Below are 26,273 nucleotides of genomic sequence, written 5' to 3'. Positions count from 1 at the left end.
CTTTTCGATTTACAAGTGAAAAATGTAAGTACGCGTACGGGCCCGCGATATGCCCGGAAGCGGGTACCCCGGTGAAGGCCGACCGGTAGGGCGAACGGTACGGTCGGCGCCTCGAGCAGCCCGGGATTGAGGACCAAGGCGCTACACGCGCGGCGCGGTCCCGCGAAGGCATACCCTGAACTGCGTCAAGAAGTAACCAGTGTTTCGTGCGAAATACAAAGCCGCCGATCTGGGATCGGGCCGGAAACAAGTCAGCCGCGTGCCGGGCGGCGAGGGCGCTTCCTCATTTCCTGCTCGCGCGCCTGCCCGTGTCCGAGGCTTCGGAGGTAGGCGCAGAACATGTCGGCCATGGCGTCCGAATAGGCGGTGATCTCCGCGTCGGTCCGCGGGCTTTCCGAGAACTGCTTTCCCACCGCGCTGAACGTGGTCGTGATCAGTTCGCTGGCCAAGGCGCGCGTGGCCTCGTCGGCATCGGGCAGGGCCTCGCGCATGAAGGCCTGCATGATTCGGTCGCCGGCGGCTCGCGTCTCCTGCGCCTCGGGCGCATCGCGGTAGAGCGGCGCGGCGTCGCTGAGCGCCACGCGCATCCCGGCTTCCTCGCACTCGGAGCGGACGAAGGCATGCACCAGCATGCGCAGCCGCTCCAGCGGAGGGCGCTGGGTGTCTTCGAGGATGCCGCGGAGCATGCCGCTCGTCTGCTTCCACTCGTCGCTCTGCAGCCGGAAAAGGATCGACGCCTTGTTCGGGAAGTACTGATACACCGACCCCACGCTCACGCCGGCCCTTTCGGCCACGCGCGTGGTGGTGAAGCGCCGGGCGCCTTCTTTCTCCAGAACCTGAAGGGCTGCCTCGAGGATCGCGGCGACGAGCTCGTTGGAGCGGGCCTGCTTGGGCTTTCTTCTAGAGGATAGCGGCGCGCCTTTTCGTTCTGCCATGGGCTGGGTTCGCAACGCGAATAGGAAATGTGAATGTTCCTTCATATTATGAGCGCACCTCAATCCAACACGAAGACCCTGTGACCACACTCAACACCACACCGCTCGCGCCCCTGCTGGAGCGCCTGTTCCATGAGGCCGCCGAGGCATCGCCCGCGATGAGCGCCGCGATCGCCGGCTTCTCCGACGAAGAGCGCGCGCAACTCATGCGCAGCAAGACCGGCTACCTCGATCTCTACACGCGGCTGAAGGACGTTCCGCTTCCCGTCTCGCGCGAGACCGGCGCGCTGCTCTACATGTTGGCGCGCGGCGGCGGCGCGCGGAACATCGTCGAGTTCGGCACCTCGTTCGGCATCTCGACGCTGCACCTCGCCGCGGCCCTGCGCGACAACGGCGGCGGCCGCCTCGTCACCACCGAGTTCGAGCCCTCCAAGGTGGCGCGTGCCCGCCGCAACCTCGAGGCCGGCGGCCTTGCCGACCTGGTCGAGATCCGCGAAGGCGACGCGCTGCAGACGCTCGCAGCCGAACTGCCCGACTCGATCGACCTGCTGCTGCTCGACGGCGCGAAGGCGCTCTACCCGGAGATCCTCGCGCTGGTCGAGAGCCGCCTGCGACCGGGCGCATTCATCGTCGCCGACAACGCGGACCACAGCCCCGAGTACCTGGCCCACGTGCGCTCGCCGGCTTCGGGCTACATGTCCGTTCCGTTCGGCGACGACGTCGAACTGTCCATGCGGCTCGGCTGAACCGGCCGACGCATTGAACCCCACGCGGACGCCACGGCGTTCGCAGTGCCAGTCGCACTGGCCGTAAGCGTCTGACGTCAATCAACGCACTCTACGACCCTCGCCGGTCGGAGTGCGTTCGCGCGCGCTCCGATCGGCAGGGACACAGAAAACCTGGACGACACCATGACTCCTCAATCGACACAGTCGACACGGTCGACGAACTCATCAACCCCGGCATCGACGCGCGATCCCGCGCAGGGCCGCCTGCTGCTGCTCGCGGCCATCCTCTTCATTTCATATCTCTGCGTGGGCATGTCCCTGCCCGTCGTTCCGATCTTCGTGACCGGGCAGCTCGGGCTGGGCAACGTGTGGGCGGGCCTCGGCGTCGGCATCGCCTTTCTCGCCACAGTGCTGAGCCGGGCCTACGCCGGCACGCTGTCCGACCGTGCCGGGGCCAGGTCCGCGGTGATGCGCGGGCTGGTCTTCTACGTGAGCGGGGCGCTGGGCTCGCTGGCGGCGGGCCTGCTGGCGCAGTCCCCTTGGACGGCCTACCTCGTCCTGCTCGCGGGCCGGTTGCTGGTCGGCCTCGGCGAAAGCCTGGTCGGTGTCGGCATCATCGGCTGGGGCATCGGGCTCGTCGGCCCGGCGCGCTCGGGCAAGGTGCTGGCGCTGGTCGGCGCCGCGATCTATGGCGCGCTCGCGGTGGGCGGGCCGATCGGCCTCGCGCTGCAGCAGCGCTTCGGATACGCCGGCGTCATGGGCGTCGGCGTGATCCTGCCCTGCCTCGGCATGCTGGCGATCTGGCGCATGGCCGGCGTGCCCGCGCATCCCGGCGCCGAGCGTCCGCCGTTCTGGCGCGTGATCGGCCAGGTGTGGCCGCACGGAACCATCGTCTGCCTGCAGGGCATCGGCTTCGCGGCCATCGGCGCTTTCTTCACGCTGCATTTCCTGAGCCAGCACTGGCGCTTCGCCGGGCTGGGGCTCACGGCCTTCGGCGGTGGCTTCGTGCTGGTGCGGGTGCTCTTCGGGCATCTGCCGGATCGCGTGGGCGGACTGCCCGTGGCCATCGGCTCGCTGGCCGTGGAGACCGTGGGGCAGGTGCTGATCTGGAGTGCTTCGGATCCGCTCGTCGCCCTTGTCGGCGCCTTCCTCACGGGGCTCGGCTGCTCGATGATCTTTCCGTCGATGGGGCGCGAGGTGGTGCACCTTGTGCAGCCGCATCTGCGCGGCACGGCGCTGGGCGGGTTCTCCGCCTTCCAGGACGTCGCCTACGGGCTGACGGGCCCGCTGGCCGGATTCCTCGCCGACAGGGCAGGCTATGGCGGCGTGTTCCTGGCCGGCGCGGGCGCGGCGGCCGCGGGGCTGGTGATCGCGATCAGCCTTCGCCGGGCGCAGACACGCTCTCGGTCCTGATCGCGCAGGCTGCCTTGGCCTTCATCAGCTCGACCTCGAGCTCCGCCTTCAGTTCGGCCGCCACCTTCTCCGGCTCGCAACGCAGCTCCACGATGTCGCGCTCGCCGACGCACAAGCCGTCGAGCCGCACGTAGATGCGCGCGAAATCGCCGCCCATCGCACGCGCCACGTCGCCGAGGCATTCGGCCAGCGTGGCGAAGCCGCCGTTGCGGTACGAGCTGGGAGGTATCACGCCCCTGGAGCGGGGCGCGCGAACGGAGTAGGCATACGACGCGGCTTCCTTGCGCAGCTCCACCACCGGCTGCAGGCCACGCTGTGCTTCCCCTGTTCCTTTCATGGCCGCAGTTTAGATGCGGCGAAACCCGGTGACCAGCCGGCCACCGGCCTCCGGCGGCGGGTCAGGGGTTGGGGCCGAGCGCGCGCTGCTTCGCCACGAACTCCGGCGTCACCGTGGCCTGCTTGTTGCCGAACTGCGCGATGACGTAGTTGGCCAGCGCAGCGACCTCGGTGTCGGTGTAGGCCTTGCCGAAGGCCGGCATGTAGATCTCCCGGTCGTGAACGTGCATGCGCACGCCCTGCAGGATCATCTGCGTCACGTTGGAGCCGTCGGGGTCGTTCACGCCGCGCGTTCCCAGCAGCGACGCGTTGGCGGTCTGCTGGCCCTGTCCGTTCCACTGGTGGCAGCTCGCGCAGGCGGCGGCGAAGAGCCGCAGGCCCTGCTCGTGGCCCTCGGCGGTGTTGGCTGCCGGTGCAGCCGCGCCCGCGGCCAGGGCCCATGGGGGCTTCGCGTCGATCTCGATCTGGTTCTTGCCGGCCTTCGCGGGCACCGTGCGCAGGTAGCTCACGAGCGCCGAGGCGTCTTCCGGCTTCAGGTACTGCAGGCTGTGCTCGACCGCCTCGCCCATCGGGCCCGAAGCAGAGCCGCGGCCCGCGGCGTGGCCGGTCGTCAGGTACGAGGCGATCTCGGCATCGCTCCACGCGCCGATGCCGTTCTTCGCGTCCGAGGTGATGTTGTAGGCGCGCCAGCCCTGCACCGTCTCGCCCGCGAGCTCGTTGCCCTTTTCCATCGCGAAGGCGAAGTTGCGCGGCGTGTGGCATTCGGCGCAGTGGCCCAGCGCGGAGGCGAGGTACTTGCCCTGGTTCCACGCGAGCGGCTTAGACGCGTCGGCCTCGAAGCGGGCGCTCTTGAAGAAGGCTGCGTTCCAGAAGCCCATGGCCCAGCGCTGGTTGAACGGGAAGCCGAGGTCGGCCTCCCGGTTCGGCTGGTTCACCTTGGGCAGGCTGAAGAGGTAGGCCTTGATCGCGAGCACGTCGGCGCGGCTCAGCGCGGTGTACGAGGTGTAAGGGAAGGCCGGGTACAGGCGCTTGCCGTCGGCACGCACGCCGTCGTGCAGCGCGCGCACGAACTGGTCGTCGCTCCATTTGCCGATGCCCGTTTCGGGGTCGGCCGTGATGTTCGACGAATAGATCGTGCCGAACGGCAGCACGAAGGGCAGGCCCCCCGCGAAGGGCTGGCCCTTGCCGCCGGGCACCGTGTGGCATGCGATGCAGTCGGCGGCCTTGGTGAGGTACTCGCCGCGCACGAGCAGCGCCGCGTCGACCGGCGCACCGGCCAGCACGGGCGCTTCGCCCGCGGAGCCGTCCGTGCGGTTCAGGAAGAAATAGAGCGCCGCGCCGATGACGAGCAGCGCCACCAGCACCTTGAGAAAGCGCTTCATGCCGACCTCCCTTCGTCGTGCGGGGCTTCGGCGATCTTCTTCTTCATCGCCTCCTTGTCCTGCGCCAGCAGCGCGCGGTTCACCGGCAGCGAGCGCAGGCGCACGCCGGTGGCGGCGAAGATCGCGTTGGCCAGCGCCGGCGCGGCGATGGCGGTGCCGACTTCGCCGAGCCCGCCGGGCGCCTCGGCGCTCTTCACCATGTGCAGCTCGATCGGCGGCGACTCGTTGATGCGCAGCGTGCGGTAGTCGTGGAAGTTGCTTTGCTCGATGGCGCCGTCGCGCAGCGTGATCTCGCTGTAGAGCGCGGCGCTCAGCCCGAAGAGCAGCCCGCCCTGTATCTGCGCCTCGATGGAGCCGGTGTTCACCGCGATGCCGCAGTCGAGCGCGACCACCGCGCGCCGCATGCGCACCTCGCCCTGCGGCGAAACCTCTGCCTCGACGATGGCGCACACGCGGCTGCCGAAGGCATCGCCCACCGCCACGCCGCGCCCCACGCGCGCCGGCAGCGAGCCCTGGCCCCAGCCGGCCTTGCTGGCCGCGAGGTCGAGCACCGCGAGCGTGCGCGGGTTCTTCTGCAGCATCGCGCGGCGGTAGGCCACCGGGTCTTTCTTGGCGCGGTGCGCCAGCTCGTCGATGAAGCTCTCCATCACGAAGAGGTTGTGCGTGGGGCCCACGCCGCGCCACCAGCCGACGTTCAGGCCCGGCGGCATGTCGTGCCGCACCCACTCGACCTTGAGGTTCGGCAGGTCGTAGCAGGGCTCGGCCACGCATTCGATCAGGTCGCTGTCCATGCCGTCCTTGCCCATGAACGCGGGCGCCCAGCGGCCCAGCACCGTGCCGCCCGAGATGCGGTCGCCGAACCACTGGATGCGGCCTTCGCCGTCCACCACGGCCGAGATCTCGTCGTGGTACATGGGGCGCACGATGTCGTGGCGGATGTCTTCCTCGCGCGTCCACACCACCTTGAGCGGGTAGGGCACCTGTTTCGCGAAGGCCACGGCCTGCTCGACCGAGTCGGTCTCCAGCCGCCGGCCGAAGCCGCCGCCCAGGTACTGGTTGTGCAGCACCACCTTGTCCTCGGCCAGGCCGGTGATCTTCGCGGCCACGCTCACGCAGCGCGCCGGCACCTGCGTGCCCACCCAGATGTCGCAGCCATCGGGCCGCACGTGCACCGTGGTGTTGAGCGGCTCCATGGTCGCGTGGGCCAGCATCGGCAGGTCGTAGGTGGACTGCACCAGCGTGCCTTCGGGCCGCTTGCCGGTTTCCTTGCCGACGATGGCCTTGTCCTTGGCCAGTGCATTTGCCAGCCCGTCGCGCAGCTGCTGCGTGGTGAGCGTGGCGTTGCGCCCCGGCGTCCACTGCAGCTTCAGCGCCTCGAGGCCGCGCTTGGCGGCCCAGAAATGCTCGCCCACCACGGCCACCGCATCCTTGATGCGCAGCACGTCGATCACGCCGGGAATCGCCCGCGCCGCCTTGTCGTCCACCGACGCCAGCACGCCGCCCAGCGTGGGGCTCGCCTTGACCGTCGCGACCTTCATGCCCGGCACGCGCACGTCGATGCCGAACTGCACACTGCCGTCGACCTTGCCCGACGAATCGACGCGCCGCAGCGGCTGGCCGATCAGCCTGAAGTCCTTCGGCTCCTTCAGCGCCACCTTGGCCGGCATCGGCAGTTTTGCAGCGGCACTTGCGAGCGCGCCGAAACCGAGCTGCCGGCCCGAAGCCGCGTGGCTCACCACGCCGCGCGTCACCGTGCAGCTTTCGGGTTCGACCTTCCACTGCGCGGCGGCGGCACTCACCAGCAGCGTGCGCGCCACGGCGCCGGCCTCGCGCAGCACGCCGAAGGTGCCGCGCGTGCTGGTCGAACCGCCGGTGATCTGGCCGCCGAGCAGCGGCATGCCGTAGAGCGCCTCGTTCGCCGGCGAGTGTTCCACGCGCACCTGGTCGAGCTCGACGCCGAGCTCCTCGGCCAGCAGCATCGCCGAGCCGGTGTAGATCGCCTGGCCCATCTCGGCCATCGGCATCACGAGGCGCACGCCGCCGTCGGCATCGATGCGGATGAAGGCGTTGGGCGCGAAGGCCGGGTTGCCGTCGGCGAGCGCGGCGGCCGCGTCGCCCGGCTGCTGCCTGGGGCTGATCGCGGCGAAGGCCTTGCCGCCACCGATCCAGGTGAAGGCCAGCGCGAGGCCGCCTGCCTGCAGGGCCGCGCGGCGGCTGACGGTGCCCGCCGCGGCGCTCACGATGCGCTCCTTGCCGGCATCACCGCCACCGACTGCAGCACCTCGGCCTTGCCTGTGGCGGCCTGCTTGATGGCCGCGCGGATGCGCGAGTAGGTACAGCAGCGGCAGACGTTGCCCGACATGGCCAGGTCGATGTCGGCGTCGCTCGGGTTGGGCGTGCGCTGTATCAGCGCGGCGGCCGACATGATCTGGCCCGACTGGCAGTAGCCGCACTGCACCACGTCGACGTCGAGCCAGGCCTTCTGGATGCTCTTGCCCGCGGGCGTCTGCGCGACGGCCTCGATGGTGGTGACGGCCTTCTTGCCGATGGAGCCCACCGGCAGCACGCACGATCGAACGGGCTGGCCGTCGAGGTGCACGGTGCAGGCGCCGCACTGGGCGATGCCGCAGCCGAACTTGGTGCCGGTGAGTCCGACGATGTCGCGCAATGCCCAGAGCAGGGGCATGTCGTCGGGCGCGTCGAGGGCAACGGACTTGCCGTTGATGTTGATGTCGATCATGGGCCCCGCCTTCTTTCTTCGTGTGGTTCGCCGTGGGTGGCAGCGAACCATAGCGCGACTTCGCAAAGCGCGCTTGGCGGGCAGGGGCGCGTTCAAGCGGCGTGCGCGGTTTTCCTGGGGCGGCGCACGCCGGCGTTCAATCGAAGGTATTCACCGCCGCACATGCAGCGGCGGTCGTCGTTCTGCCAGGAGCGTCAGGCAGGCGCCTTCTGTGCCGGTGCCTGCAGCGGCGGCGTGCCTGTCTTGAACAGGCCGGCGAGCTGCTTGCGCAGCTCCGGCGTGTCGGTGTGGCCGTGGACGGTCACGGCGTGCTGCACCGCGGCATCGAGCAGTTCGCTCTCGCTGTCGGCGCTCAGCGCGACGCTGCAGTTCGTCGTGCTCGGGTACTCGCGGCAGTCGATGTATTGGCGTGGCATGGCGACTCCTTGGATGTCCTCAGGGACGTGCTTCGAATATGAGGTTGAAAGGCGTTTCGCTGGCGCGGCGGAAGTGCGCGAAGCCGCCCTTGGAGGCCACGTCGCGAAGGCGCGCCTCGCCGGCCTGCGCGCCGAGGCACAGGCCCACTTCCTGCGAGCGCGAGGCTGGCGTGCAGATGAAGTTCGACGCCGAATAGAACACGCGCCCCACGGGATTCATGTTGTCCTCCAGCCGGTCGTTGGCGAAGGGCTCCACCAGCATCCATGTGCCCTGCGGCTTGAGGCTGGCGCGCACGTGCGCCGCCGCGCCCACCGGGTCGCCCATGTCGTGCAGGCAGTCGAAGAAGGCCACCAGGTCGTAGTCCTTGCCCGGAAAGTCCTTCGCGCTCGCAACCTCGAAGCTCAGCCGCTTCGGATCGTCGATGCCGGCCTTGCGCGCCGTCTCGCGCGCACGTTCGATCGACGGCGCGTGGTAGTCGAAGCCGACGAAGCTCGACTCGGGATAGGCCTGCGCCATCAGCAGCGTGGACGCGCCATGCCCGCAGCCCACGTCGGCCACGCGCGCGCCGCGTTCGAGCGCGGCCGGAACGCCTTCGAGCGCCGGAATCCACTGGCTCACCAGGTTGGCCGCATAACCCGGCCTGAAGAAGCGCTCGGTGCCGTGGAAGAGGGCGGGGTCGTGCTCGTGCCAGCCGATGCCCAGGCCCGTGCGCATGGCCTGGACCATCTTGGGCACGGCCTTGAACTGCGCCACCGCGATCTGGAAGGCGCCGGGCACGAAGGCGGGGCTACCTTCCTCGGCGAGCGCGAAGGCCTGCTCTTCGGTGAGCGAGAAGCGCTCCCCCTTCGGGTCGTACTCGACATAGCCGCTCGCGGCCTGTGCCGAAAGCCATTCACGCAGGTAGCGCGGATCGGTCTCGGTGCGTTTGGCCAGCTCTTCCACGGTGCCGGGGCCCTTTGCCATTTCCTTGTACAGGCCGAGCTGGTCGCCCACGACGATGGTTGCGGCGTGCATCACGGCGCCGATGTCATGGACGAAGTTACCCATGAACGCGTTAAGCCTTGTTTCGTCGATAGCCATGTGTTTCCCCTTCGCCGGCGGACGGCTCGCGCGCCCCCTGCCTGCCTATACTGGGTTCGCGGCAGAGGGACATCGGTCATCGTCCGTCCCGATGCATGCAGGCGCCATACGCAGCAATGCGTATGCGGCACGAAGAAGAAAGCGAGACAAGGGGCACGCCATGACGCATCTCACGCGCGGCGATTGCGCAAGCGCACTTCGCCTGCTGGAGCAACTCGAATCCGGACAATCGCCCGTGCGGCACCGCGGCGTGCATGCAATCCGCCGCATCCCGGCAAAGGCGCCGCGACGGCGCGAGTTCCGCCGCGCCTCGATGCAGGCCGACCACTACCGCCGCGCGGGGCTGGAGCATGCGGTGGCGGTGGCGCTGCTGTACCGGCTGGCCTGCCGTGCCGACGCGCCGGCTCCCGCCGTTTCACCGCCTGCCGGCCTCACGCCCCGCGAGGGCGACGTCATGCGCTGGCTCTCCTGCGGAAAGACCGACGCCGAGATCGCCGCCCTGCTCCAGATCAGCCCGCGCACGGTGCACAAGCACCTGGAGCACGTGTACGTGAAGCTGGGCGTGGAGACACGCACCGCTGCCGTGATGCGCGCGCTCGGCATGGGCACCGGCGCGCCTTGAGGCGAAGCCGAAGGGCCCTCAGCGCGAAGCCACGGCCACAGGCGAATCCGCGGACGAGGCGCTGCGCCCGATCATCCACGCGCACACCGCCGACACCACACCCGCGAACAGCACGTACAGGCAGATCTGCCACGGCTGGCCGCCGCCGGACTTGAGCAGCGCGGTCGCGATGATCGGCGTGATGCCCGAGGCGAAGATGCCCGAGAACTGGTAGACGAAGCTGATGCCGGTGTAGCGCACCTTCGCGTCGAACAGGTCGCAGAAGAGGGCGGCCTCCGGCCCGTACACCGACGCATACAGGATGCCGAAGGGCACGATGATCGACAGCCACACCAGCAGCACGCTGCCGCCGCTGTGCGTCATGAGCCAGAAGCCCGGAAACGCCGACACGGCCGTGATGAGCGAACCCCACATGTACACGCGTGGGCGCCCCAGCCGGTCGGACATGCGCCCGAAGAAGGGGATGGCGAAGCACATCACCACCGCCGCGGCCATCACGCCCAGCAGCGCCTCGGTGCGGTTGATCTTGATGGTGCTCGTGAGGTAGTTGATGGAGAACACGCCGAAGATGTTGAAGAACACCCCGTCGATGTAGCGCGCGCCCATGCCCTTGAGCACGTTGCCGGGGTAGCGGCGCAGCATGTCCATGAAGGGAATGCGCAGCTCGGCGTTGCGCGCCTTCACCGCCGCGAACTCCGGCGTTTCCTTCACGTGCAGGCGGATGTACATGCCCACCATCACCATTACGCCCGAGATCAGGAAGGCGATGCGCCAGCCCCAGGAGAGGAACTGCTCGTCGGTCAGCAGCCACGACAGCAGCGCCACCACGCCCGAGGCCATGCAAAGGCCGATGGCCAGGCCGATCTGCGGCAGCGAGGCGTAGAAGCCGCGCTTCTCTTTCGGCGCGTATTCGTACGCCATGAGCACCGCGCCGCCCCATTCGCCGCCCAGGCCGATGCCCTGCGCCACGCGCAGCAGCAAAAGCAGCAGCGGCGCCGCAATGCCGATCTGCGCGTAGGTGGGCACCAGGCCGATGAGGAAGGTGGCCACGCCCATGATCATCAGCGTGATGACGAGCATGCTCTTGCGGCCGATCTTGTCGCCGAAGTGGCCGAAGATCACGCCGCCCAGCGGCCGCGTGACGAAGCCCACCGCGAAGGTGGTGTAGGCCAGCAAGGTCGACACCACCGGGTCGCTGCCGGGGAAGTAGAGCTTGTTGAACACGATGCCGGCCACCACGCCGTACAGGAAGAAGTCGTACCACTCGATGGTGGCGCCAACCAGGGCCGAAACCACCACCCTGCGAATCGCTTTCTCGTCGCTTGCACTCATGTCTGTCTCCGATGAGGTTTGTCGTGGCGGTCTCTGCGGACCGTGGGGTTCGAAACGGGAACTCAGTGCGCGGCCGCTGCCGCTCTCGCGTTCTCTCTGATCAGGTCGACGGCCTTCTCGGCCATCATCACGGCGGGCGCGTTGGTGTTGCCCGACACAAGCGTCGGCATCGTCGAGCAGTCGATCACGCGCAGCCCCGCCACGCCGTGCACGCGCAGGCGGGCGTCGACCACGGCGAGCGCGTCCGCGCCCATGCGACAGGTGCCGGTGGGGTGGAAGATGGTGGCGCCGTTGTTGCGGCAGAACTCCAGCAGGTCGGCGTCGCTCACCGCGCCGGGGCCGGGCTTCACCTCGCGCTTCACGTACGGGCGCATCGCGGGCGAGTCGGCGATTGCGCGCGCGGCCTTCACGCCGGCCACGGTGGTCGCGCGGTCGAGCTCGGTGGAAAGATAGTTGGGCTGCATCTCGGGCGGCTCGGCCGCGTCGAGCGAGCGGATCCGCACGTGGCCGCGCGATTCGGGCCGCAGCTGGCAAACCGACATCGTGAAGCCCGAGTACGGATGCACCTTGCCGCCCGCCATGTCGGCCGAGAGCGTGGCGACGTGGAACTGGATGTCGGGCGTGGCCGCCACCGGCCGGCCCTCGGCATCCTTCAGCGCGCGCATGAAGCAGCCGCCCTGGTTGATACCCACCGCCAGCGGGCCGGTGCGGTGCAGCAGCCATTCGAGGCCCATGCCCATCTGTCCGAACCAGGAGTTGAGCTGGTCGTTGGTGGTGATGGGCTTGGTGCACTCGTAGCCCAGGCGGATCTGCAGGTGGTCCTGCAGGTTCTCGCCGACGCCGGGCAGCTCGTGCAGTACCGGAATGCCGAAGCGATCGAGCAGCGCGCGCGGCCCGATGCCCGAGAGCTGCAGCAGCTGCGGCGACTGCAGCGAACCCGCCGACAGCAGCACCTCCGCGCGGCAGCGCGCGGTTTTCAGCTGGCCGCCTTGGCGGTAGGTGATGCCGGCAGCGCGCCTGCCGTCGAACAGCAGGCGCTCGGCCATCGCTTCGGTCTCGATGCGCAGGTTGGGCCGCCGCTTCACCGCCGGCGTCAGGTAGGCCTTGGCCGTGCTGCAGCGCCAGCCCTTGTGAGTGGTGAGCTGGTAGTAGCCCGCGCCTTCCTGCGCGGCGCCGTTGAAGTCGTCGGTGCGCGGCACGCCGGTCTGTGCGGCGCCGTCGATGAAGGCTTCGATCAGCTCGTGCTTCGCGGCGATGTCCGAAACCTTCAGCGGCCCCTCGCCGCCATGGACGGCGTCGGCGCCGCGCTGGTTGCCTTCGGAGCGGATGAAGTAGGGCAGCACCTCGTCGTAGCTCCAGCCGGCGTTGCCCAGCGCGGCCCAGTGGTCGTAGTCCTCGCGCTGGCCGCGGATGTAGATCAGGCCGTTGATCGAACTCGATCCGCCCAGCGTCTTGCCGCGCGGCCAGTAGATGCGCCGGCCGTTCATGTTCGGGTCGGGGTCGGTCTCGAAGCGCCAGTTGTAGGTGGGGCTCCACATCGTCTTGCCGTAGCCGATGGGCAGGTGGATCCACAGCGACCGGTCGGCCGGCCCCGCTTCCAGCAGCAGCACGCGCGTGGCCGGGTCTTCGCTGAGCCGGCCGGCGAGCACGCAGCCGGCGGAGCCCGCGCCGACGACGATGTAGTCGAACTCTTCTTCAGGCATGCAATGGGTCCCGGGGGAAGTTCTGGAAGGCGAGCGCCTCGTTCGAACCAATCCTAGGACATTGATTTTCGGAACGCAATGTTCCGTTTTTAAGGTTTACCCGAATGACCGGCGGCCCGGCCGGTCCCTGGTTCCTAGGCTGTGGCGCCTTCCGCCGAGATCTGGAAGGCAAGTGCGGCGCCCTCCACAGCAGCGAATTCGGGACGCCCGGTCTTGATCCGGAAGACCGAGACAGCCTCCACCAGCTGGTCGGCCTGGAACTTCATGCTTCCGGCCGCGGCCGCGCTTTCCTGGACCAGCGCGGCGTTCTGTTGCGTCGCCTGGTCCAGCTGCACCACCGCCTCGCTGACCTGCGCGACGCCGACGCTCTGCTCCGAGCTGGCCGTGCTGATCTCGCCGACGATGTCCGCGACCCGCCTGATGGATTCGACGACTTCCGACATGGTGACTCCGGCACGGTCCACCAGCGCCGAGCCGGTCTCGACACGATCGACGCTCGCGCTGATCAGCGCCTTGATCTCCTTGGCGGCGTCGGCCGACCGGCTCGCGAGATTGCGCACCTCGGACGCGACCACGGCAAAGCCTCGGCCCCGCTCGCCCGCGCGCGCGGCCTCGACGGCCGCGTTCAGCGCGAGGATGTTGGTCTGGAAGGCGATGCCGTCGATCACGCCGATGATGTCGGCGATCCGCCTGCTGCTGTCGTTGATGCTCTTCATCGTCTCCACCACCTGCACCACGACCTCGCCGCCGCGCATGGCCACGCTGCTCGCGCCGTCGGCGAGCCTGTTGGCTTCGGTGGCGTTGTCGGCATTGCGCCTGACGGTGGAGTTGAGCTCTTCCATGGAGGCGGCGGTTTCCTCGAGCGAGGACGCCTGCGATTCCGTTCGGCGGGAAAGGTCGTTGTTGCCATGGGCGATCTCGGCGCTCGCGGCGGCGATGCTGTCGGCGGAGGAGCGGACCTGGCCGATGAGGCCGACCAGCTGGCGCTGCATGACGGCCATGGAGGCCAGCACGCTGCCCTCGGGGGCCTCGTGCGCGCCGTCGATTTCGCTCAGATCGCCCTGGGCCACCTTGTGGGCAGCCACGCTGAGCTTGGCTGGCTCGTCGCCAAGAGCCGCGAAAAGGCGGCGCGCAATGAAGATGCCCAGCGCCACGGCGGCAAGCACGGCAAAGATGCTCAGGGCGAGCAGCAGCACCCGCTGCCTCGAGTACGCCGCCGCGGATGCCTCGACGCTCGTGCGGGATATCTCTTCGTTGTGGTCCGTGTATTCCTTCGAGGCGGCGAGAAGTTGCACCAGCAGCGGCCTGCACTCGACGTTCATCTTCTCGATGGCCTCCTCGCGCTTTCCGGTGCCCGCGAGTTCGACGATGGACACCGCGATGGGCAGGTACTCCCTCTCGATCTTTTCGATCCTGGCAAAGATGGCCCGCTCGCGCGCCGTGATGTCTTCCCCGGCTTCGAGCGCTTCCTTGAGCTGCTTCAGGCTCGATGCCAGCTGCTCGTTGCTGCCGACCGCCATCGCCTTGGCCGATTCGCGATCGGACCGATGGCCCAGAAGCACCATGTCGCGCACGCCGATCGCCCGCTGGCTGGCCGCGACGCTGATGCCGGTGGCCAGCGCCTGCCGGTGCGCGATGCCGGCGATGTATCCCGAGAATCGATGGTCGGCCGCACTCAGCGAACGCTGGGCCAGCAGGCTCACGAGCAGCACCAGCAGCACGAGTACGGTGAAAGTCCCGGCGAGCAGTTTCCGGGTCGAGAGAGTCTTCATGGGTCCGATTCCGCAGAGAAGGAAGAGAAAAGGGCAATGCGCAGTGCCGGAAGCGCCGCGTTCCGGGGCGGCTGATTTCCGTGCCTTTCTTTTCGGCCATGAATGCTGATTCTTAAGCTTTGCTTCTTCCTTTTTTGTTTTTGATAACAAATGACGGATTTTTGTTTACGAAGCGAGCTTTTATCGATGCTTTGAATGCTGCATGCGTCGGCGAACGCAAGCTGCGTCCGGAGTTTCGGGAATGCCCGGAAGGCCGAGCGGTGGAACAATCGCCCCGCCTAGCTGTTTCCCAGGCCAACCCATAAGGTTTATCTGCATGTCACGTTCTGCGCGCGCATCCGCCGCGGCGATTCCCCCGGAGGAGCCGGAATCCGCCTCCGCCTCCGGTTCCTCGGCCGAGCGCAGCCTGCGCCTGCTGGCACTGCTCGCCAACGAAGGCCGTGCCCTGACGCTGGCCGAACTGGCCGCGCAGCTCGGCCTGCCCAAGGGCACGGCGCACCGCATCTGCACCCAGCTGCTGTCCACCGGTTTCCTCGCGCGCGACGTGGACGAGCGCTCCTTCACCGTCGGCCCCGCGCTGCGCCGGCTGGCCTTCGACACGCTGAACCACGGCGTGGTGCGCGGACTGCGGCACGAGGTGCTGTCGGCGCTGGTGCGCGAGGTGGGCGAGACCTGCAACCTCACCACGCTCGACGGCGCTCAGGTGCTGTACCTCGACCGCGTGGAAGCCCAGTGGCCGCTGCGCCTGACGCTCGACGTGGGCTCGCACGTGCCGCTGCACTGCACGGCCAGCGGCAAGCTCTTCCTGGCGCTGATGCCGGCGAAGGCGCGCGATGCGTTCATCGACGGACTGCCACTGGAGCGCATGACGCCCAACAGCATCACCAGTGCAGATGCGCTGCGCGCCGAGTGCGAGGCGATCGCGAAGCGAGGCCATTCGCGCGACAACGAGGAGTTCATTGCCGGCCTCGTGGCGGTGGCCGTGCCGGTGCGCGACGCGGTCGGCGCAGTGCGTGCCGCGCTGGCGGTGCATGCGCCGACGGCGCGCATGTCGATGGACGACGCCCTCCAGCGCATCGACGCGCTGAAGGCGGCGGCGCAGAAGATGACCGGGCTGCTCTGAGCGGCGGCGCCGAAGCCTGTCTTGGGCTTCGTCAGCTTCGAGTGGGTACGCAGCCGCAGAATCCGCCGCTCGCGACAAGCGCAGGAGAAAGAACGAAACGCATGCCCAACGCCGCCAAGACCATCCGCAGCTTCAACGCCGGGCGCGACCCCGAGAGGCTGGCGATGAAATACGCCAACCTGCGCTCCAGCCCCTTCGTCTTCCTGCGCGGCACCTGCCACCTGTTCTATGACCGCCTGCCGGCCGGCACGCTGTTCTCCAAGGCACCGGCGGCATGGCTGTGCGGCGACGCGCACCTGGAGAATTTCGGCAGCTACAAGGGCGACAACCGGCTCGTCTACTTCGACCTCAACGACTTCGACGAAGCCGCGCTCGCGCCGGTGACGTGGGAGCTGGTGCGCTTCCTGTCGAGCATCCTGGTGGCGGGCGAGGGCCTGTGCAAGAGCACCGCCGACGCGGACGCCCTGTGCAAGACCTTCCTCGATGCCTATGCCGGCGCGCTCGTGCCGGGCAAGGCCCGCTGGATCGAGCGCGACACCGCAGGCGGCCTCGTCAGAGACCTGCTCGACACCCTGAAGGCGCGCACCCGCCCCGCGTTCCTCGACCGGCGCAGCGACCGCAAGGGCCGCAGGCGCTCCATCCGCTGCGATGGCAGGCACGCGCTGCAGGCCACCGAGGCGCAGCGCGAGCGGGTCACCAGGCTCATCGACACCTTCGCCGCCTCGCAGCCCAACCCCGGCTTCTTCAAGGTGCTCGACGTGGCCCGCCGGATCGCCGGAACCGGCAGCCTCGGCGTGGAGCGCTACATCGTGCTGATCGAAGGCAAGGGCTCGCCCGACGCCAACTTCCTGCTCGACCTGAAGCAGGCGCTGCCGTCCTCGCTCGTGCCGCACCTGAAGAAGACGAAGCAGCCCGAATGGCCGTCGGAAGCGCACCGCGTGGTTGGCCTGCAGCGCCGCATGCAGGCCGTGTCGATGGCCTTCCTGCATCCCATCGTCGGCCGCAAGTCTTCGTACGTGCTGCGCGGCCTCCAGCCCAGCGAAGACCGCGTGATGCTCGACGTGAACCGCACGCGCCTCGCCGATATTCGAGGCGTGATCGCCGAGATGGGCCAGCTCATGGCCTGGGCGCAACTGCGCAGCTCGGGCCGCCAGGGTTCGGCCATCGCAGATGCGCTGATCGACTTCGGGGCGTCGGCGAAATCGTGGCGCGGGGACTTGCTGGCTGCGGCGCATCAGTGTGCGGCGCAGGTGGTGGAGGATTGGGCGCTCTATTGCGAAGCGTATGACGCGGGGCTGATGGCGCCGCCGGCCTGATCGCCGACAGTCTTCACCAGATCAGCCCGACCACCGACCGCACCACGCTCACCGTCGCCAGCCCGATCAGCAGATTCAACACCTGCCGCCTGAACTGCTCCGGCGACACGCCCTTGAACGAGCGCTGCCCCCACCAGATGCCGGCCAGCATCGCGGGCGCGAGCCACAGCGCCCACTTGAGCGTGTCGGGCCCCAGCAGGTTGCCGGACGCGTGTGCCGACGAAGGCATCAGCGCCGCGCTGATCAGTGACACCACGTCGCTGAAGAGCAGCAGCGCGATCAGCGTGGCGCGCAGCGCGGCGGGCGCCATCTTCGCGGTGCTGAGCAAAACCGCGACCGCGATGCCGCCGATGGCCGCGACGCCGTTGATGAAGCCTGATGCCAGACCGGCCGTAAGACGCAGGCCGCGCGTGGGTTCCAGTGCGACATGTGCGCCGCCGCGCAGCAACAGGGCGGCGGCCATCAGCAGCACGCCGATCAGAAGGCGCAGCGGCGTCTCGGGCAGCCATGCGAGCAGCGCCACGCCGATGGGAATGCAGATGAGGTTGCCGAGCATCAGCCAGCCGAGCCATGGCAGGTCGACGTCGCGCGCGATGCCGCGCAGTTGGCTCAGGCTGGCGAGGATCTCCAGCATGAAGATGGCGGGCACCACCAGCGCGGGCGAGATCACCAGCGACATGCCCGCGACGGTGATGGCGGAGAAGCCGAAGCCCGCGAAGCCGCGCACGATGCCGGCCGCGAACACCACGCACAGGCTGTAGGCGAGCGTTGCCGGCGCCAGCGGCGGCACCAGCAGTTCGGCAGCCGTCATGCCTGAAAGAGCGGCATCAGCTTCAGCCGCTGCACCTTTCCCGAAGGGCCGCGCGGCAGGTCCTGCACGAAGCGGTAGTGGCCCGGGGCCTTGTAGCGGCCGAGCACGGTGGCGGCGAACTCGCGCAGTTGCTCCTCGGTGCAGGCGCTGCCTTCGCGCAGCACGACGCACACGCCGATCTCCTGGCCGTAGTGGCGGTCGGGCACACCCACGGAGACGGCCTCGAGCACGGCGGGATGCTTCAGCAGGGCCTCGTCGATCTCGCGCGGCGCGATGTTCTCGCCGCCCTTGATGATGAGTTCCTTGATGCGGCCGGTGACGAAGAAGAAGCCGTCCTCGTCGCGATGGCCGAGGTCGCCGGTGCGCAGCCAGCCGTCGGGCGTGAAGCTCGCGCGCGTGGCTTCCTCGTTCTTGTAGTAGCCCAGCATCACGTTGGGCCCGCGAATGACGAGTTCGCCGGTGGTGCCGTCGGGTACGGCCGCGAGCTGCGCATCCACCACGCCGGCCATGCAGCCCGAGGCACGGCCGACCGAGCCGATCTTGCGTGCGGCCGGGTCCATGGGGTTGGAGAACGAGGGCGCTGCCGTCTCGGTGAGCCCCATGGTCTCGACGATGCCGATGCCGAACATCTGCTCGAAGGCGCGCAGGTGCTCCGGCGGCAGTGCGGCCGAGGCCGAGCGGCAGAAGCGGATCGACAGCGTCTGCGCGAGCGGCGGCCTGGGGCCCTCGAGCAGGTAGGAGATCATGGTGGGCACCACGTTGATCCAGCTGCATTGCGTCTGCGTGGCCTGTTCCCAGAAGCGGCCGGCCGAGAACTTCGGTGGCATCGCGAGGCTGCCGCCGTGCGCCAGCGGCGCGAGCATGGTCACTGTGAAGGCGTTGATGTGATAGAGCGGCAGCACCGCCAGCACGCGGTCGGAAGGGCGCAGCTGGTGCTCGACGCTGATGGCATGCGCATTCGCCGCCAGGTTGCGCTGCGTGAGCATCACGCCCTTGGGGTTGCCGGTGGTGCCCGAGGTGTACATCAGCAGCGCGACCGCATCGGGCGAGGGCGAAGGCACGTCGGCAGCGGCTTCTTCCTCGCCGGGCAGCGCGTCGCCTTCGGGGTCGACCACGATCAGCTCCACGGGCCGGTCGAAGGTTTCGACGATGCCGCGCACGCGCGATTCCCACTCGGGCGCGACGCAGACCAGGCGGCAGTCGGAATGCGAGAGCACGTAGTGCATCTGCTCGGGCTGCGACAGCAGGTTGACCGGGTTCACGCGGAACCCGCCGTGCATCGCGCCCAGCAGCAGCCGCAGCGTCTGCAGGCCATTGGGCATGACGACCGAGACCGTGTCGCCCGGCTGCATGCCGAGCCCGCGCAGCACGGCCGAGACGCGGCGGCATCCGCGCGCGAGTTCGCCATAGGTGATGTGCCGTTCCGATTCCGTGGCGCGCGCGTATACCGCGTGCGGCTGCTCGTCTGCGTGGCGCTCGATCAGCGCGTGCACCGTGGTCGCGGCCGCCGTCATCGTCAGTTCGCGCCGTGGCTGGCGAAGAAGGCGCCGAAGATGTCTTCCTCGCTCGGCACCACCTCGGGAATCGGGCGCGACACGCGCGTGATGTTCAGGTAGTGCCGGTAGTTCATGTTGTCGGAGAAGTTGTTCTTGCCCCAGGTGCCGCAGCCCATCGACAGCGAGAAGGGCAGCCCGTTGTCGAAGCTGCCGCCGGTGGCGATGCAGTGCGCCTGGTCGACGATCACGCGCGACACCGGCAGCGTGAGGCCGAGCGTGAGCGCGCGTTCGGGCACTGCGCTGTGCAGGCCCACCGAATGGCCCGCGCCTTCGTACGAATAGATGCGCGCCACGGTGGCGGCCGCCTCGTCGAAGTCGCGCGCAGCGTACACCGCGAGCACCGGGCTCAGCTTCTCGCCGGAGAAGGGGTGGTCGTGGCCCACGCCGTCCTCCGCCACCATGAGGATGCGCGGGTCGGCCTCGGCAATCGCCTGCCAGGCGGCGCGGTTCGCGCCATCCACGGCGGCCGCGCGCTCGGCGATGGTGCGTGCCGACTGGCCGATGACAGCGGCAGAGAGCTTGCCCTCGGGCCACATCAGTTTCTGCAGCGTGGCCTTCTGCGCGTCGGCGAGCATGACGGCGCCACGGTCCTTCAGGGCGGAGAGCATCTTCGCGCGCACCGCATCGACGACGACGAGGCTGTTCTCCGACGAGCAGCTGGTCGCGTTGTCGAAGGTCTTGGAGCGCACGATGCGGTCGGCCGCCGCTTCGACATCCGCAGTCTCGTCGACGATGCCCGCCACGTTGCCCGCGCCCACGCCGAAGGCCGGCGTGCCGCTTGCATAGGCTGCGCGCACATTGGCCTGCGAGCCCGTGGCCACCACCAGATCGCACAGGCGCATCAGCTCGGCGGTCGACTGCTTGTTGACCGGTGCCGGCAGCAGTTGCACCAGGTCGCGCGGCGCGCCGATGCGGTCGAACTGCCGGTGGATGAACTCGATGAGCCGCGCCGCCGTCGACCAGCCCTTGGGCGAGGGCGCGACGATTACCGCGTTGCGCCCCTTCAGCGCATTGATGATCTTGTTGGCGGGCGTCGCGCCCGGGTTGGTCGACGGCGTGATGGCGCACACCACGCCCACCGGCCGCGCGATCTCGACGATGCCGCGCGCCGGGTCTTCGGCGATCACGCCGACCGAGCGCGCGCCGTGCAGGTCGCGCAGCAGGCCGAAGGTCTTGCGGTGGTTCTTGCGCACCTTGTCCTCGACGTTGCCCACGCCGGTGTCCTTGACGGCCAGCTCGGACAGCTCGCGGTTGCGTGCCGGCTCGATGATGGCCCAGCCCGCCGCGACCACGGCGGTGTCGACCTGCGCCTGCGACCAGGTCTCGTAGATGCGCTGTGCGGCGCGGGCGCGTGCCACCAGCTCGGCGATGGGGGAGGGCGGGTTGTTCGTATGTTCCATGGGGACCTGTGTGGATCAATCCACCTTGATGTTGGCTTCTTTCGCGAGCTTCTGCCAGCGCACGAGTTCGGCGGTCACGACCTTGCCGAGCTGCTCCGGCGTTCCGCCCACGCCTTCGCTGCCCTGTGCGAGCAGCTTGTCGCGGATCTCCGGTTCCTTGACGACGGTGTTGATCACGCGGTTGAGCCTGTCGATGGCGGGCTTGGGTGTCTTGGCGGGCACGAACACGGCGTACCAGGAGTCGACGTCGAAGTCGGCAATGCCGGCCTCCTGCATCGTCGGCACGTCGGGGAAGGCCGCGCTGCGCCTGGTGGTGGAGACGGCGAGCGCCTTGAGCTTGCCGGCCTTCACGAACTGCGCGGCGGCCGGAATCGACACCCACAGCAGCGGCACCTGCCCGCCCATCACGTCGGTCACGGCCGGGCCGCCGCCGCGGTAGGGCACGTGCGTCATCTGCGTGCCGGTGCGCAGCTTCAGCAGCTCGCCCGCCAGGTGCCCGGGCGAGCCGTTGCCCACCGAAGCGAAGGAGATGCTGTCGGGCTTGGCCTTGGCCAGCGCGACCAGTTCCGCCACGGTATTCGCCGGAAACTGCGTATTGGCCACCAGGATCTGCGGCAGCGAGGCGACCATGCCGACGGGTGCGAAGTCTTTCGCGGTGTCGAAGCCCAACTTGGCGTAGATGGCCGGGTTGATGGTGTGCGACGAGAGCGTGAAGAGCACCGTGTAGCCATCCGCCGGCGCCTTCGCCACCAGCTCGGTGCCGATCGAGCCCGCCGCGCCGCCGCGGTTGTCGATGAGCACCTGCTGGCCGAGCAGGGCCGAGAAGCGCTCCTGCACGATGCGCGCGATCACGTCGGTGCCGCCGCCGGGCGGGTAGGGCACGACGAGGCGGATGGGCTTCGTCGGATAGTCGCCTGCGTTGTCTGCCTGCGCGGCGAAGGGCGCTGCGAGGGTGACTAGAGCCAGCATCCCGGCGCGCAGCCAGGGGGCGAAGAACAACTTCATTCGGGTCTCCTTCTCTTTATGGTGGACATCGGCGACGGCCCGGCCGGTGCGGTGCCCACGCGATAGCCCAGCGTGACGCTGGCATCGCGCGCGCAGGCCATCAGGTGGTCGGCCAGCCCGCGCGCCTGCGTGCGCGCGAAGCGGATCGAGGGCACGCTCATGCCGACGGCCGCCACGGCCTCGCCGCGTGCATTGAGCACGGGCACGCCGAGGCCGCATACGCCGATGCGCCATTCCTCGCGGTTCTCTGCATAACCACGGGCGCGGGAGCGTTCCAGTTCACTGAAAAGGGTGTCGAAGTCGGTGATGCTGTTCCTGGTGTGCGGCTCCAGCGTGCCCAGGCACTCCTGCAGCGCCGGCACGCCCAGGCCTGCCGCAGCGAGAAGCGCCTTGCCCGAGGCCACGCAGTACGCCGCCGCGCGGCCGCCGATGCGCGAGTAGGCGGCCACCGGCAGGGGGCTGTCGAACTTGTCGAGGTAGACGATCTCCGCGCCGTCGAGCACCGCGAGGTGGATGGTCTCGCCCGTGGCCTGCGCCAGCCGCGCGAGGTGGGGGCGCAGCAGCGAGCCGATGTCGGATGCCTCGGAGACCATCGCTCCCAGCTCGAAGAGCCTCAGGCTCGGCCGGTAGGCGCTCGTCTCCGGGTCCTGCACGGCCCAGCCGCACTCGACCAGCGTCTGCAGCGTGCGGTGCGCGTTGCTGCGCGCCATGCCGAAAGCCTGGGCCAACTCGGTGACGCGGCAGTCGCGCTGCTGGCGCACCATCCATTCGAGGGCGGCGAGGCCCTTGGCAAGCGTCGAATCCATGAGGCTGGGGCTTTCGTTAATGTTCCAAATAATAGAACAGCGTTCTTGAATTTGAAACGCAATGATGGACCCGACACGCCCTTTGTCAATCGGGGAGTTGGATGTAGTTCCAAAGGCCTCAGCAGTCCGGCTGTCCAGCGGCTCAGCGCCGATGCCGCCCGGCCATGAGTTCGATGACTTCCCGGAAGATGGCGTTGCCGCTCGCGTTCGCGAGGTCGAGCACGTGGCTGCGGCTGTAATAGGGGCTCAGGTCGAGGCCCACGCCGATGCCGGCGATCTCGATGTCGCCGCGCTGCTCCTGCCGTGCGATCACGTCGCGCAGGTGGTGGTCGAGGTAGTGCGCGTCGTTGGCGAGGTGCGTGGCGCTGTCCATCGGCGAGCCGTCGGAGATCGCCAGCAGCAGCTTGCGCGCCTCGCCGCGCTGGCGCAGCCGCGTGCAGGCCCAGTCGATGGCCTCGCCGTCGATGCCTTCGCGGAACAGGTCGGCCTTGAGCAGCGCCGCCATCGCGGGGCGCGCGCGCCGCCACGGCGTGGCCGCGGCCTTGAAGACGATGTGGCAGCGCTCGTTGAGCCGCCCCGGATGCGGCGGCCGGCCCGCGCGCACCCATTCGCGCTGCGGGCGTCCGCCGTTCCACGCGCCGGTGGTGAAGCCCAGCACCTCGCAGGCCACGCCTGCCTGCTCGAGCGCGCGCGCGAACACGTCGACCATCATCGCGACCGACTCGGCGTGCTCCTTCATCGAGCCCGAGCAGTCGATGAGGAAGGTGACGATGCAGTCGGCAATCGGCTCCATGCGATCGATGCGGAACAGCCGGCGCTCCGTGGGCGACGCCACGAGTTGCGCGAGGCGACGTCCATCGATGAGCCCTTCTTCCTGCGCGCCGTCCCAGCCGTCGCGCTCGGGCACTGCGAGCAGGGCACGCAACTCGCGCGCGAGGCGGGCGACGTTCACGCCCTGCGCGGCGATGCGGCGGTCGAGCTTCTCGCGATGGCCCGCGAGCACTTCCTTGCGCGCGAGCGTGGCGGCGTCGTGCTCGCGGTCGTAGGCATCGGTGAAGACGCGGTAGGCGCCGCCCGCGCCCTCGAGCACCTCGCTGCGGCCCGACTCGGCGGTGGTGAAGCGCTCGACGATCTCCTGGTCCATGTCGGCCACGAGGCTGAACACGCTGCGCTTGTCGTCCACGTGCGCATCGCGCTGGGCTTCGCCGTCTTCCTCGCCGGCCTCGTGAAGCATCGCAGCGACGGTGCGCGCGATGGTGCGGGCGTGTGCTGCGTAGGCGGCCTGGTCGGCGCGGTCCTTGCGCAGGCCGGCCAGCGCATGCCCGATCAGCGGCGCGAGCGCGAAGCGCGTGGCTTCGAGCATGTCCTCGGTTTCTTCGACCACCTGCTCGCCGCTGACGCGCGCACGGCAGATCTGCGCCACCGCGTACAGCAGCAGGCCGCGCGCGGTGTCGGTCAGGCCCGAGTGATGGAAGGCGAGCGACCACTGCTCGTGCCGATGCCGCAGGTTATGCCGCATGCCGGCCATGACCTCGGGCGCGAGCGCTTCCACGCGGAACTGCTCCAGCATCTCGAACAGCATGCGCTCGACCGGCTCCTCGGGCCGCAGGCTTTCATGCAACGCGGCATCCGATGCGATGAGCCGCAGCGCGAGCCCGTCGGCCACGCCGCGGAACGATGCGAAGTCGTCGGTGTCGGGCGATGGATGCAGGTGCGGCGCGAACCACGGCAGCGCCGTGCGGCCGCGGTGCAGCCGCCGTCCGCGGAAATGCAGGTCGCGCTCGCCGCTGAAGGCACGCACCACACCCGCGCAGAGCTCCGCCACGAGTTCTTCCTGCCGCACGCGGCGCTGCATCGCGCTCGCGGGGCCGGCGGTCATTCGCGCGGGCCCGACGAGAGCTGGTGCGACTCCTTCAATTCGCGGTCGAAGCAGCGCTGGAAGTATTCGGCCACCAGCGCCCGCTCCGCGTCGTCGCACTTGTTGACGAAGGAAAGGCGGAAGGCCAGTGCGGCGTCCTTGAAGATCTCTACGTTCTCGGCCCAGGTGATCACGGTGCGCGGCGACATCAGCGTCGAGAGGTCGCCGGCCGCGAAACCCTTTCGCGTGAGGTCGGCCACGGCCACCATCGCTGCGACCAGCTTCGTGCCCGCCTCGTCGGCCAGCGAAGGCACGCGCGCCTGCACGATGGCGATCTCTTCCGCCGCGGGCAGGTAGTCGAGCGAGGCCACGATGTTCCAGCGGTCGATCTGCGCGTGGTTGAGCCGCTGCGCGCCGTGGTACAGGCCGTTGAGGTTGCCCAGCCCTACCGTGTTGGCCGTGGCGAACAGGCGGAAGAAGGGGTGCGGGCGCAGCACCCGGTTTTGGTCCATCAGCGTGAACTTGCCGTCGCGCTCCAGGATGCGCTGGATGACGAACATCACGTCGGGCCGGCCCGCGTCGTACTCGTCGAAGATCAGCGCCACCGGCCGCTGCAGCGCCCAGGGCACGATGCCCTCCTGGAACTCGGTGACCTGCTTGCCCTCGCGCAGCACCACCGCGTCCTTGCCGACGAGGTCGAGCCGGCTGATGTGGCCGTCGAGGTTCAGTCGCACGCAGGGCCAGTTCAGCCGCGCCGCCACCTGTTCGATGTGGGTCGACTTGCCGGTGCCGTGCAGGCCCTGCACCATCACGCGCCGGTCGCGCATGAAGCCGGCGAGGATGGCGAGCGTCACGTCGGGGTTGAAGCGGTAGACCGCATCGACCTCGGGCACGTGGTCATCGCGCTCGCTGAAGGCGGGCACGCGCAGGTCGGAGTCGATGCCGAACACCTCGCGCACGCTGAGCATCCGGTCGGGTCGAAGGTCGGCGGTGTCGGTCATGGCGGTTCCTGCGAAAGGGGTGTCTTCAGGCCAGCGCTCGGTCGGAGGCGGCGTCGGCGTCGATGCGGCTCAGCGCCTGTGCCGCGCGTTGCAGCGCGGGCAGCAGCGTCTTCGCCTTGGCGGCGTCGAGCCGCATCACCGGCGCCTGCACCGCGATGCAGAGGTTGGAAGGCGCGCCGTCGCCCGAGGGCACCAGCGTGGCGATGCAAAGAAGTCCGGGCAGGAACTCCTCGTGGTCGATGGCGTAGCCGTCCTTGCGTACGCGCTGCACTTCCTTCTCCAGCGCCTCGGGGTCGGTCAGTGTCTTTTGCGTGTACGGCTCCAGCGGTGCATGCGACAGCAGCCGGCGGCGCTGCGCCGCGCTCATCTGCGAGAGAAAGATCTTGCCGCTGGCCGAGCAGTGCACCGGCACGCGCGAACCCGAGTGCAGGTAGAAGCGCAGCGGCGCGGCGGTTTCCACGCGGTCGAGGTACACGACCTCGCTGCCCGAGAGGGCCGTGAGGTTGCAACTCTCGCCGATCTCCTCGACCAACTGGCGCAGCACCATGTGACGCGCGCCGTGCAGGCTGTCGTTGAGCAGCAGGTTCTCGGCCAGCCGCCGCAGCCGCGTGCCGATGCCGTAGTGCCGCCCGTCGCCTTCGCGCTGCAGCAGCCCCGCGCCTTCGAGCTGCTGGAGCATTCGGTGCAGCGTGGGCTTGGGCAGGCTGGTTTCTTCCACCAGGCCCTGCAGCGAATAGCGCTGGTCTTTCGCGGCCATGACTTCGAGCAGCGAGAACAGGCGCATGGTCGGCGAATCGCCACCCGGGCCCGCCGGGTCCTGCGCTTCAGGCGTGAGGCCTTTGACGATCTTCATGGCGCGGATCATATGCGTTTTACAAAAAAAGAGACAAGGCGTTCCGATTTTTGTAAATTGTTTGACGCGAGCCGGATGCCGTCC

23 protein-coding genes are annotated in these 26,273 nt (G+C 68.8%); 5 read left to right on the top strand and 18 right to left on the bottom strand.

Features of this window, described 5'->3' with window-relative positions; all coding sequences use genetic code 11:
* Positions 1 to 251: 251 nt before the first annotated feature.
* Positions 252 to 935, bottom strand: coding sequence for a TetR family transcriptional regulator (locus ACHMXA_RS24765; protein WP_395316668.1), 684 nt, complete (start codon positions 933 to 935; stop codon positions 252 to 254).
* Between the two features lie 80 nt (positions 936 to 1,015).
* Between ACHMXA_RS24765 and ACHMXA_RS24760 the strand changes: the two genes are divergently transcribed.
* Together ACHMXA_RS24760 and ACHMXA_RS24755 are read left to right on the top strand one after the other, a co-directional pair.
* Complete coding sequence (locus tag ACHMXA_RS24760) at positions 1,016 to 1,681, top strand: O-methyltransferase (RefSeq protein ID WP_395316667.1); 666 nt, start codon at positions 1,016 to 1,018, stop codon at positions 1,679 to 1,681.
* A 165-nt stretch (positions 1,682 to 1,846) separates the two neighbouring features.
* The gene (locus tag ACHMXA_RS24755) at positions 1,847 to 3,076 is read left to right on the top strand and encodes an arabinose transporter (RefSeq protein WP_395316666.1); all 1,230 of its coding nucleotides are present in this window, start codon (positions 1,847 to 1,849) and stop codon (positions 3,074 to 3,076) included.
* Here ACHMXA_RS24755 and ACHMXA_RS24750 read toward each other — a convergent pair.
* The 6 genes from ACHMXA_RS24750 to ACHMXA_RS24725 form a co-directional block, all read right to left on the bottom strand.
* The gene (locus ACHMXA_RS24750) at positions 3,039 to 3,413 is read right to left on the bottom strand and encodes a hypothetical protein (RefSeq protein WP_395316665.1); all 375 of its coding nucleotides are present in this window, start codon (positions 3,411 to 3,413) and stop codon (positions 3,039 to 3,041) included. The genes ACHMXA_RS24755 and ACHMXA_RS24750 overlap by 38 nt on opposite strands.
* 61 nt (positions 3,414 to 3,474) lie before the next feature.
* On the bottom strand, positions 3,475 to 4,794 hold the full coding sequence (locus ACHMXA_RS24745) for a c-type cytochrome (protein WP_395316664.1): 1,320 nt from the start codon (positions 4,792 to 4,794) through the stop codon (positions 3,475 to 3,477).
* On the bottom strand, positions 4,791 to 7,034 hold the full coding sequence (locus ACHMXA_RS24740) for a molybdopterin cofactor-binding domain-containing protein (protein WP_395316663.1): 2,244 nt from the start codon (positions 7,032 to 7,034) through the stop codon (positions 4,791 to 4,793). Before ACHMXA_RS24740 ends, ACHMXA_RS24745 begins: the two co-directional genes overlap by 4 nt.
* Positions 7,031 to 7,534 carry a (2Fe-2S)-binding protein gene (locus tag ACHMXA_RS24735; RefSeq protein ID WP_395316662.1) on the bottom strand — a complete coding sequence of 168 codons (504 nt, stop codon included), beginning with the start codon at positions 7,532 to 7,534 and terminating at the stop codon, positions 7,031 to 7,033. Before ACHMXA_RS24735 ends, ACHMXA_RS24740 begins: the two co-directional genes overlap by 4 nt.
* A 194-nt stretch (positions 7,535 to 7,728) precedes the next feature.
* A complete protein-coding gene (locus ACHMXA_RS24730; RefSeq protein ID WP_395316661.1) occupies positions 7,729 to 7,950 on the bottom strand; it encodes a DUF1059 domain-containing protein in 222 nt (73 codons plus the stop codon).
* 19 nt (positions 7,951 to 7,969) lie between these two features.
* Positions 7,970 to 9,031 (bottom strand): class I SAM-dependent methyltransferase, encoded by a 1,062-nt coding sequence (locus tag ACHMXA_RS24725; protein WP_395316660.1) that lies wholly within the window; start codon positions 9,029 to 9,031, stop codon positions 7,970 to 7,972.
* A 160-nt stretch (positions 9,032 to 9,191) separates the two neighbouring features.
* On the opposite strand from ACHMXA_RS24725, the gene ACHMXA_RS24720 reads away from it, so the two are divergent.
* Positions 9,192 to 9,653 (top strand): response regulator transcription factor, encoded by a 462-nt coding sequence (locus ACHMXA_RS24720; RefSeq protein ID WP_395316659.1) that lies wholly within the window; start codon positions 9,192 to 9,194, stop codon positions 9,651 to 9,653.
* Between the two features lie 18 nt (positions 9,654 to 9,671).
* On the opposite strand, the gene ACHMXA_RS24715 is transcribed toward ACHMXA_RS24720, so the two are convergent.
* From ACHMXA_RS24715 to ACHMXA_RS24705, 3 genes are all read right to left on the bottom strand, one after another.
* Positions 9,672 to 10,985 (bottom strand): MFS transporter, encoded by a 1,314-nt coding sequence (locus tag ACHMXA_RS24715; RefSeq protein WP_395316658.1) that lies wholly within the window; start codon positions 10,983 to 10,985, stop codon positions 9,672 to 9,674.
* Positions 10,986 to 11,047: 62 nt separating this feature from the next.
* Positions 11,048 to 12,688 carry a GMC family oxidoreductase gene (locus ACHMXA_RS24710; RefSeq protein ID WP_395316657.1) on the bottom strand — a complete coding sequence of 547 codons (1,641 nt, stop codon included), beginning with the start codon at positions 12,686 to 12,688 and terminating at the stop codon, positions 11,048 to 11,050.
* Positions 12,689 to 12,822: 134 nt separating this feature from the next.
* Positions 12,823 to 14,460: a methyl-accepting chemotaxis protein gene (locus tag ACHMXA_RS24705; protein WP_395316656.1), complete on the bottom strand. Its 1,638-nt coding sequence runs from the start codon at positions 14,458 to 14,460 to the stop codon at positions 12,823 to 12,825.
* Positions 14,461 to 14,776: 316 nt separating this feature from the next.
* On the opposite strand from ACHMXA_RS24705, the gene ACHMXA_RS24700 reads away from it, so the two are divergent.
* Positions 14,777 to 15,583, top strand: coding sequence for an IclR family transcriptional regulator (locus ACHMXA_RS24700; protein WP_395316655.1), 807 nt, complete (start codon positions 14,777 to 14,779; stop codon positions 15,581 to 15,583).
* A 101-nt stretch (positions 15,584 to 15,684) separates the two neighbouring features.
* Positions 15,685 to 16,899 carry a DUF2252 domain-containing protein gene (locus tag ACHMXA_RS24695; protein ID WP_395316654.1) on the top strand — a complete coding sequence of 405 codons (1,215 nt, stop codon included), beginning with the start codon at positions 15,685 to 15,687 and terminating at the stop codon, positions 16,897 to 16,899.
* A 13-nt stretch (positions 16,900 to 16,912) separates the two neighbouring features.
* Here the strand turns inward: ACHMXA_RS24695 and ACHMXA_RS24690 are convergent, their stop codons facing one another.
* The 8 genes from ACHMXA_RS24690 to ACHMXA_RS24655 all read right to left on the bottom strand — a co-directional run bounded on the left by ACHMXA_RS24690 (position 16,913) and on the right by ACHMXA_RS24655 (position 26,201).
* Positions 16,913 to 17,710, bottom strand: a complete 798-nt coding sequence (locus ACHMXA_RS24690) for a sulfite exporter TauE/SafE family protein (protein ID WP_395316653.1) — start codon at positions 17,708 to 17,710, stop codon at positions 16,913 to 16,915.
* Positions 17,707 to 19,224 carry an AMP-binding protein gene (locus ACHMXA_RS24685; protein ID WP_395316652.1) on the bottom strand — a complete coding sequence of 506 codons (1,518 nt, stop codon included), beginning with the start codon at positions 19,222 to 19,224 and terminating at the stop codon, positions 17,707 to 17,709. The genes ACHMXA_RS24690 and ACHMXA_RS24685 overlap by 4 nt, the downstream gene beginning before the upstream one ends.
* Positions 19,225 to 19,226: 2 nt before the next feature.
* Entirely contained in the window at positions 19,227 to 20,666 is a 1,440-nt protein-coding gene (gene sauS, locus ACHMXA_RS24680) for an acylating sulfoacetaldehyde dehydrogenase (protein WP_395316651.1), read from the bottom strand.
* A gap of 15 nt (positions 20,667 to 20,681) precedes the next feature.
* A complete protein-coding gene (locus ACHMXA_RS24675) occupies positions 20,682 to 21,671 on the bottom strand; it encodes a tripartite tricarboxylate transporter substrate binding protein (RefSeq protein WP_395316650.1) in 990 nt (329 codons plus the stop codon).
* A complete protein-coding gene (locus ACHMXA_RS24670; protein ID WP_395316649.1) occupies positions 21,668 to 22,477 on the bottom strand; it encodes an IclR family transcriptional regulator in 810 nt (269 codons plus the stop codon). Before ACHMXA_RS24670 ends, ACHMXA_RS24675 begins: the two co-directional genes overlap by 4 nt.
* Positions 22,478 to 22,619: 142 nt before the next feature.
* Positions 22,620 to 24,356: a cobalt chelatase gene (locus tag ACHMXA_RS24665; protein WP_395316648.1), complete on the bottom strand. Its 1,737-nt coding sequence runs from the start codon at positions 24,354 to 24,356 to the stop codon at positions 22,620 to 22,622.
* Positions 24,353 to 25,336 carry an AAA family ATPase gene (locus ACHMXA_RS24660; protein ID WP_395316647.1) on the bottom strand — a complete coding sequence of 328 codons (984 nt, stop codon included), beginning with the start codon at positions 25,334 to 25,336 and terminating at the stop codon, positions 24,353 to 24,355. The genes ACHMXA_RS24665 and ACHMXA_RS24660 overlap by 4 nt, the downstream gene beginning before the upstream one ends.
* Positions 25,337 to 25,361: 25 nt before the next feature.
* Entirely contained in the window at positions 25,362 to 26,201 is an 840-nt protein-coding gene (locus ACHMXA_RS24655) for an IclR family transcriptional regulator (protein WP_395316646.1), read from the bottom strand.
* Between the last annotated feature and the right edge of the window lie 72 nt (positions 26,202 to 26,273).

Origin of the sequence: Variovorax sp. UC74_104 (assembly GCF_044055375.1) — a bacterium.
Lineage (GTDB): Bacteria > Pseudomonadota > Gammaproteobacteria > Burkholderiales > Burkholderiaceae_C > Variovorax.
The sequence above is the reverse complement of the archived record's forward strand: the minus strand, read 5'-3'. Positions and strand labels throughout refer to the sequence as shown.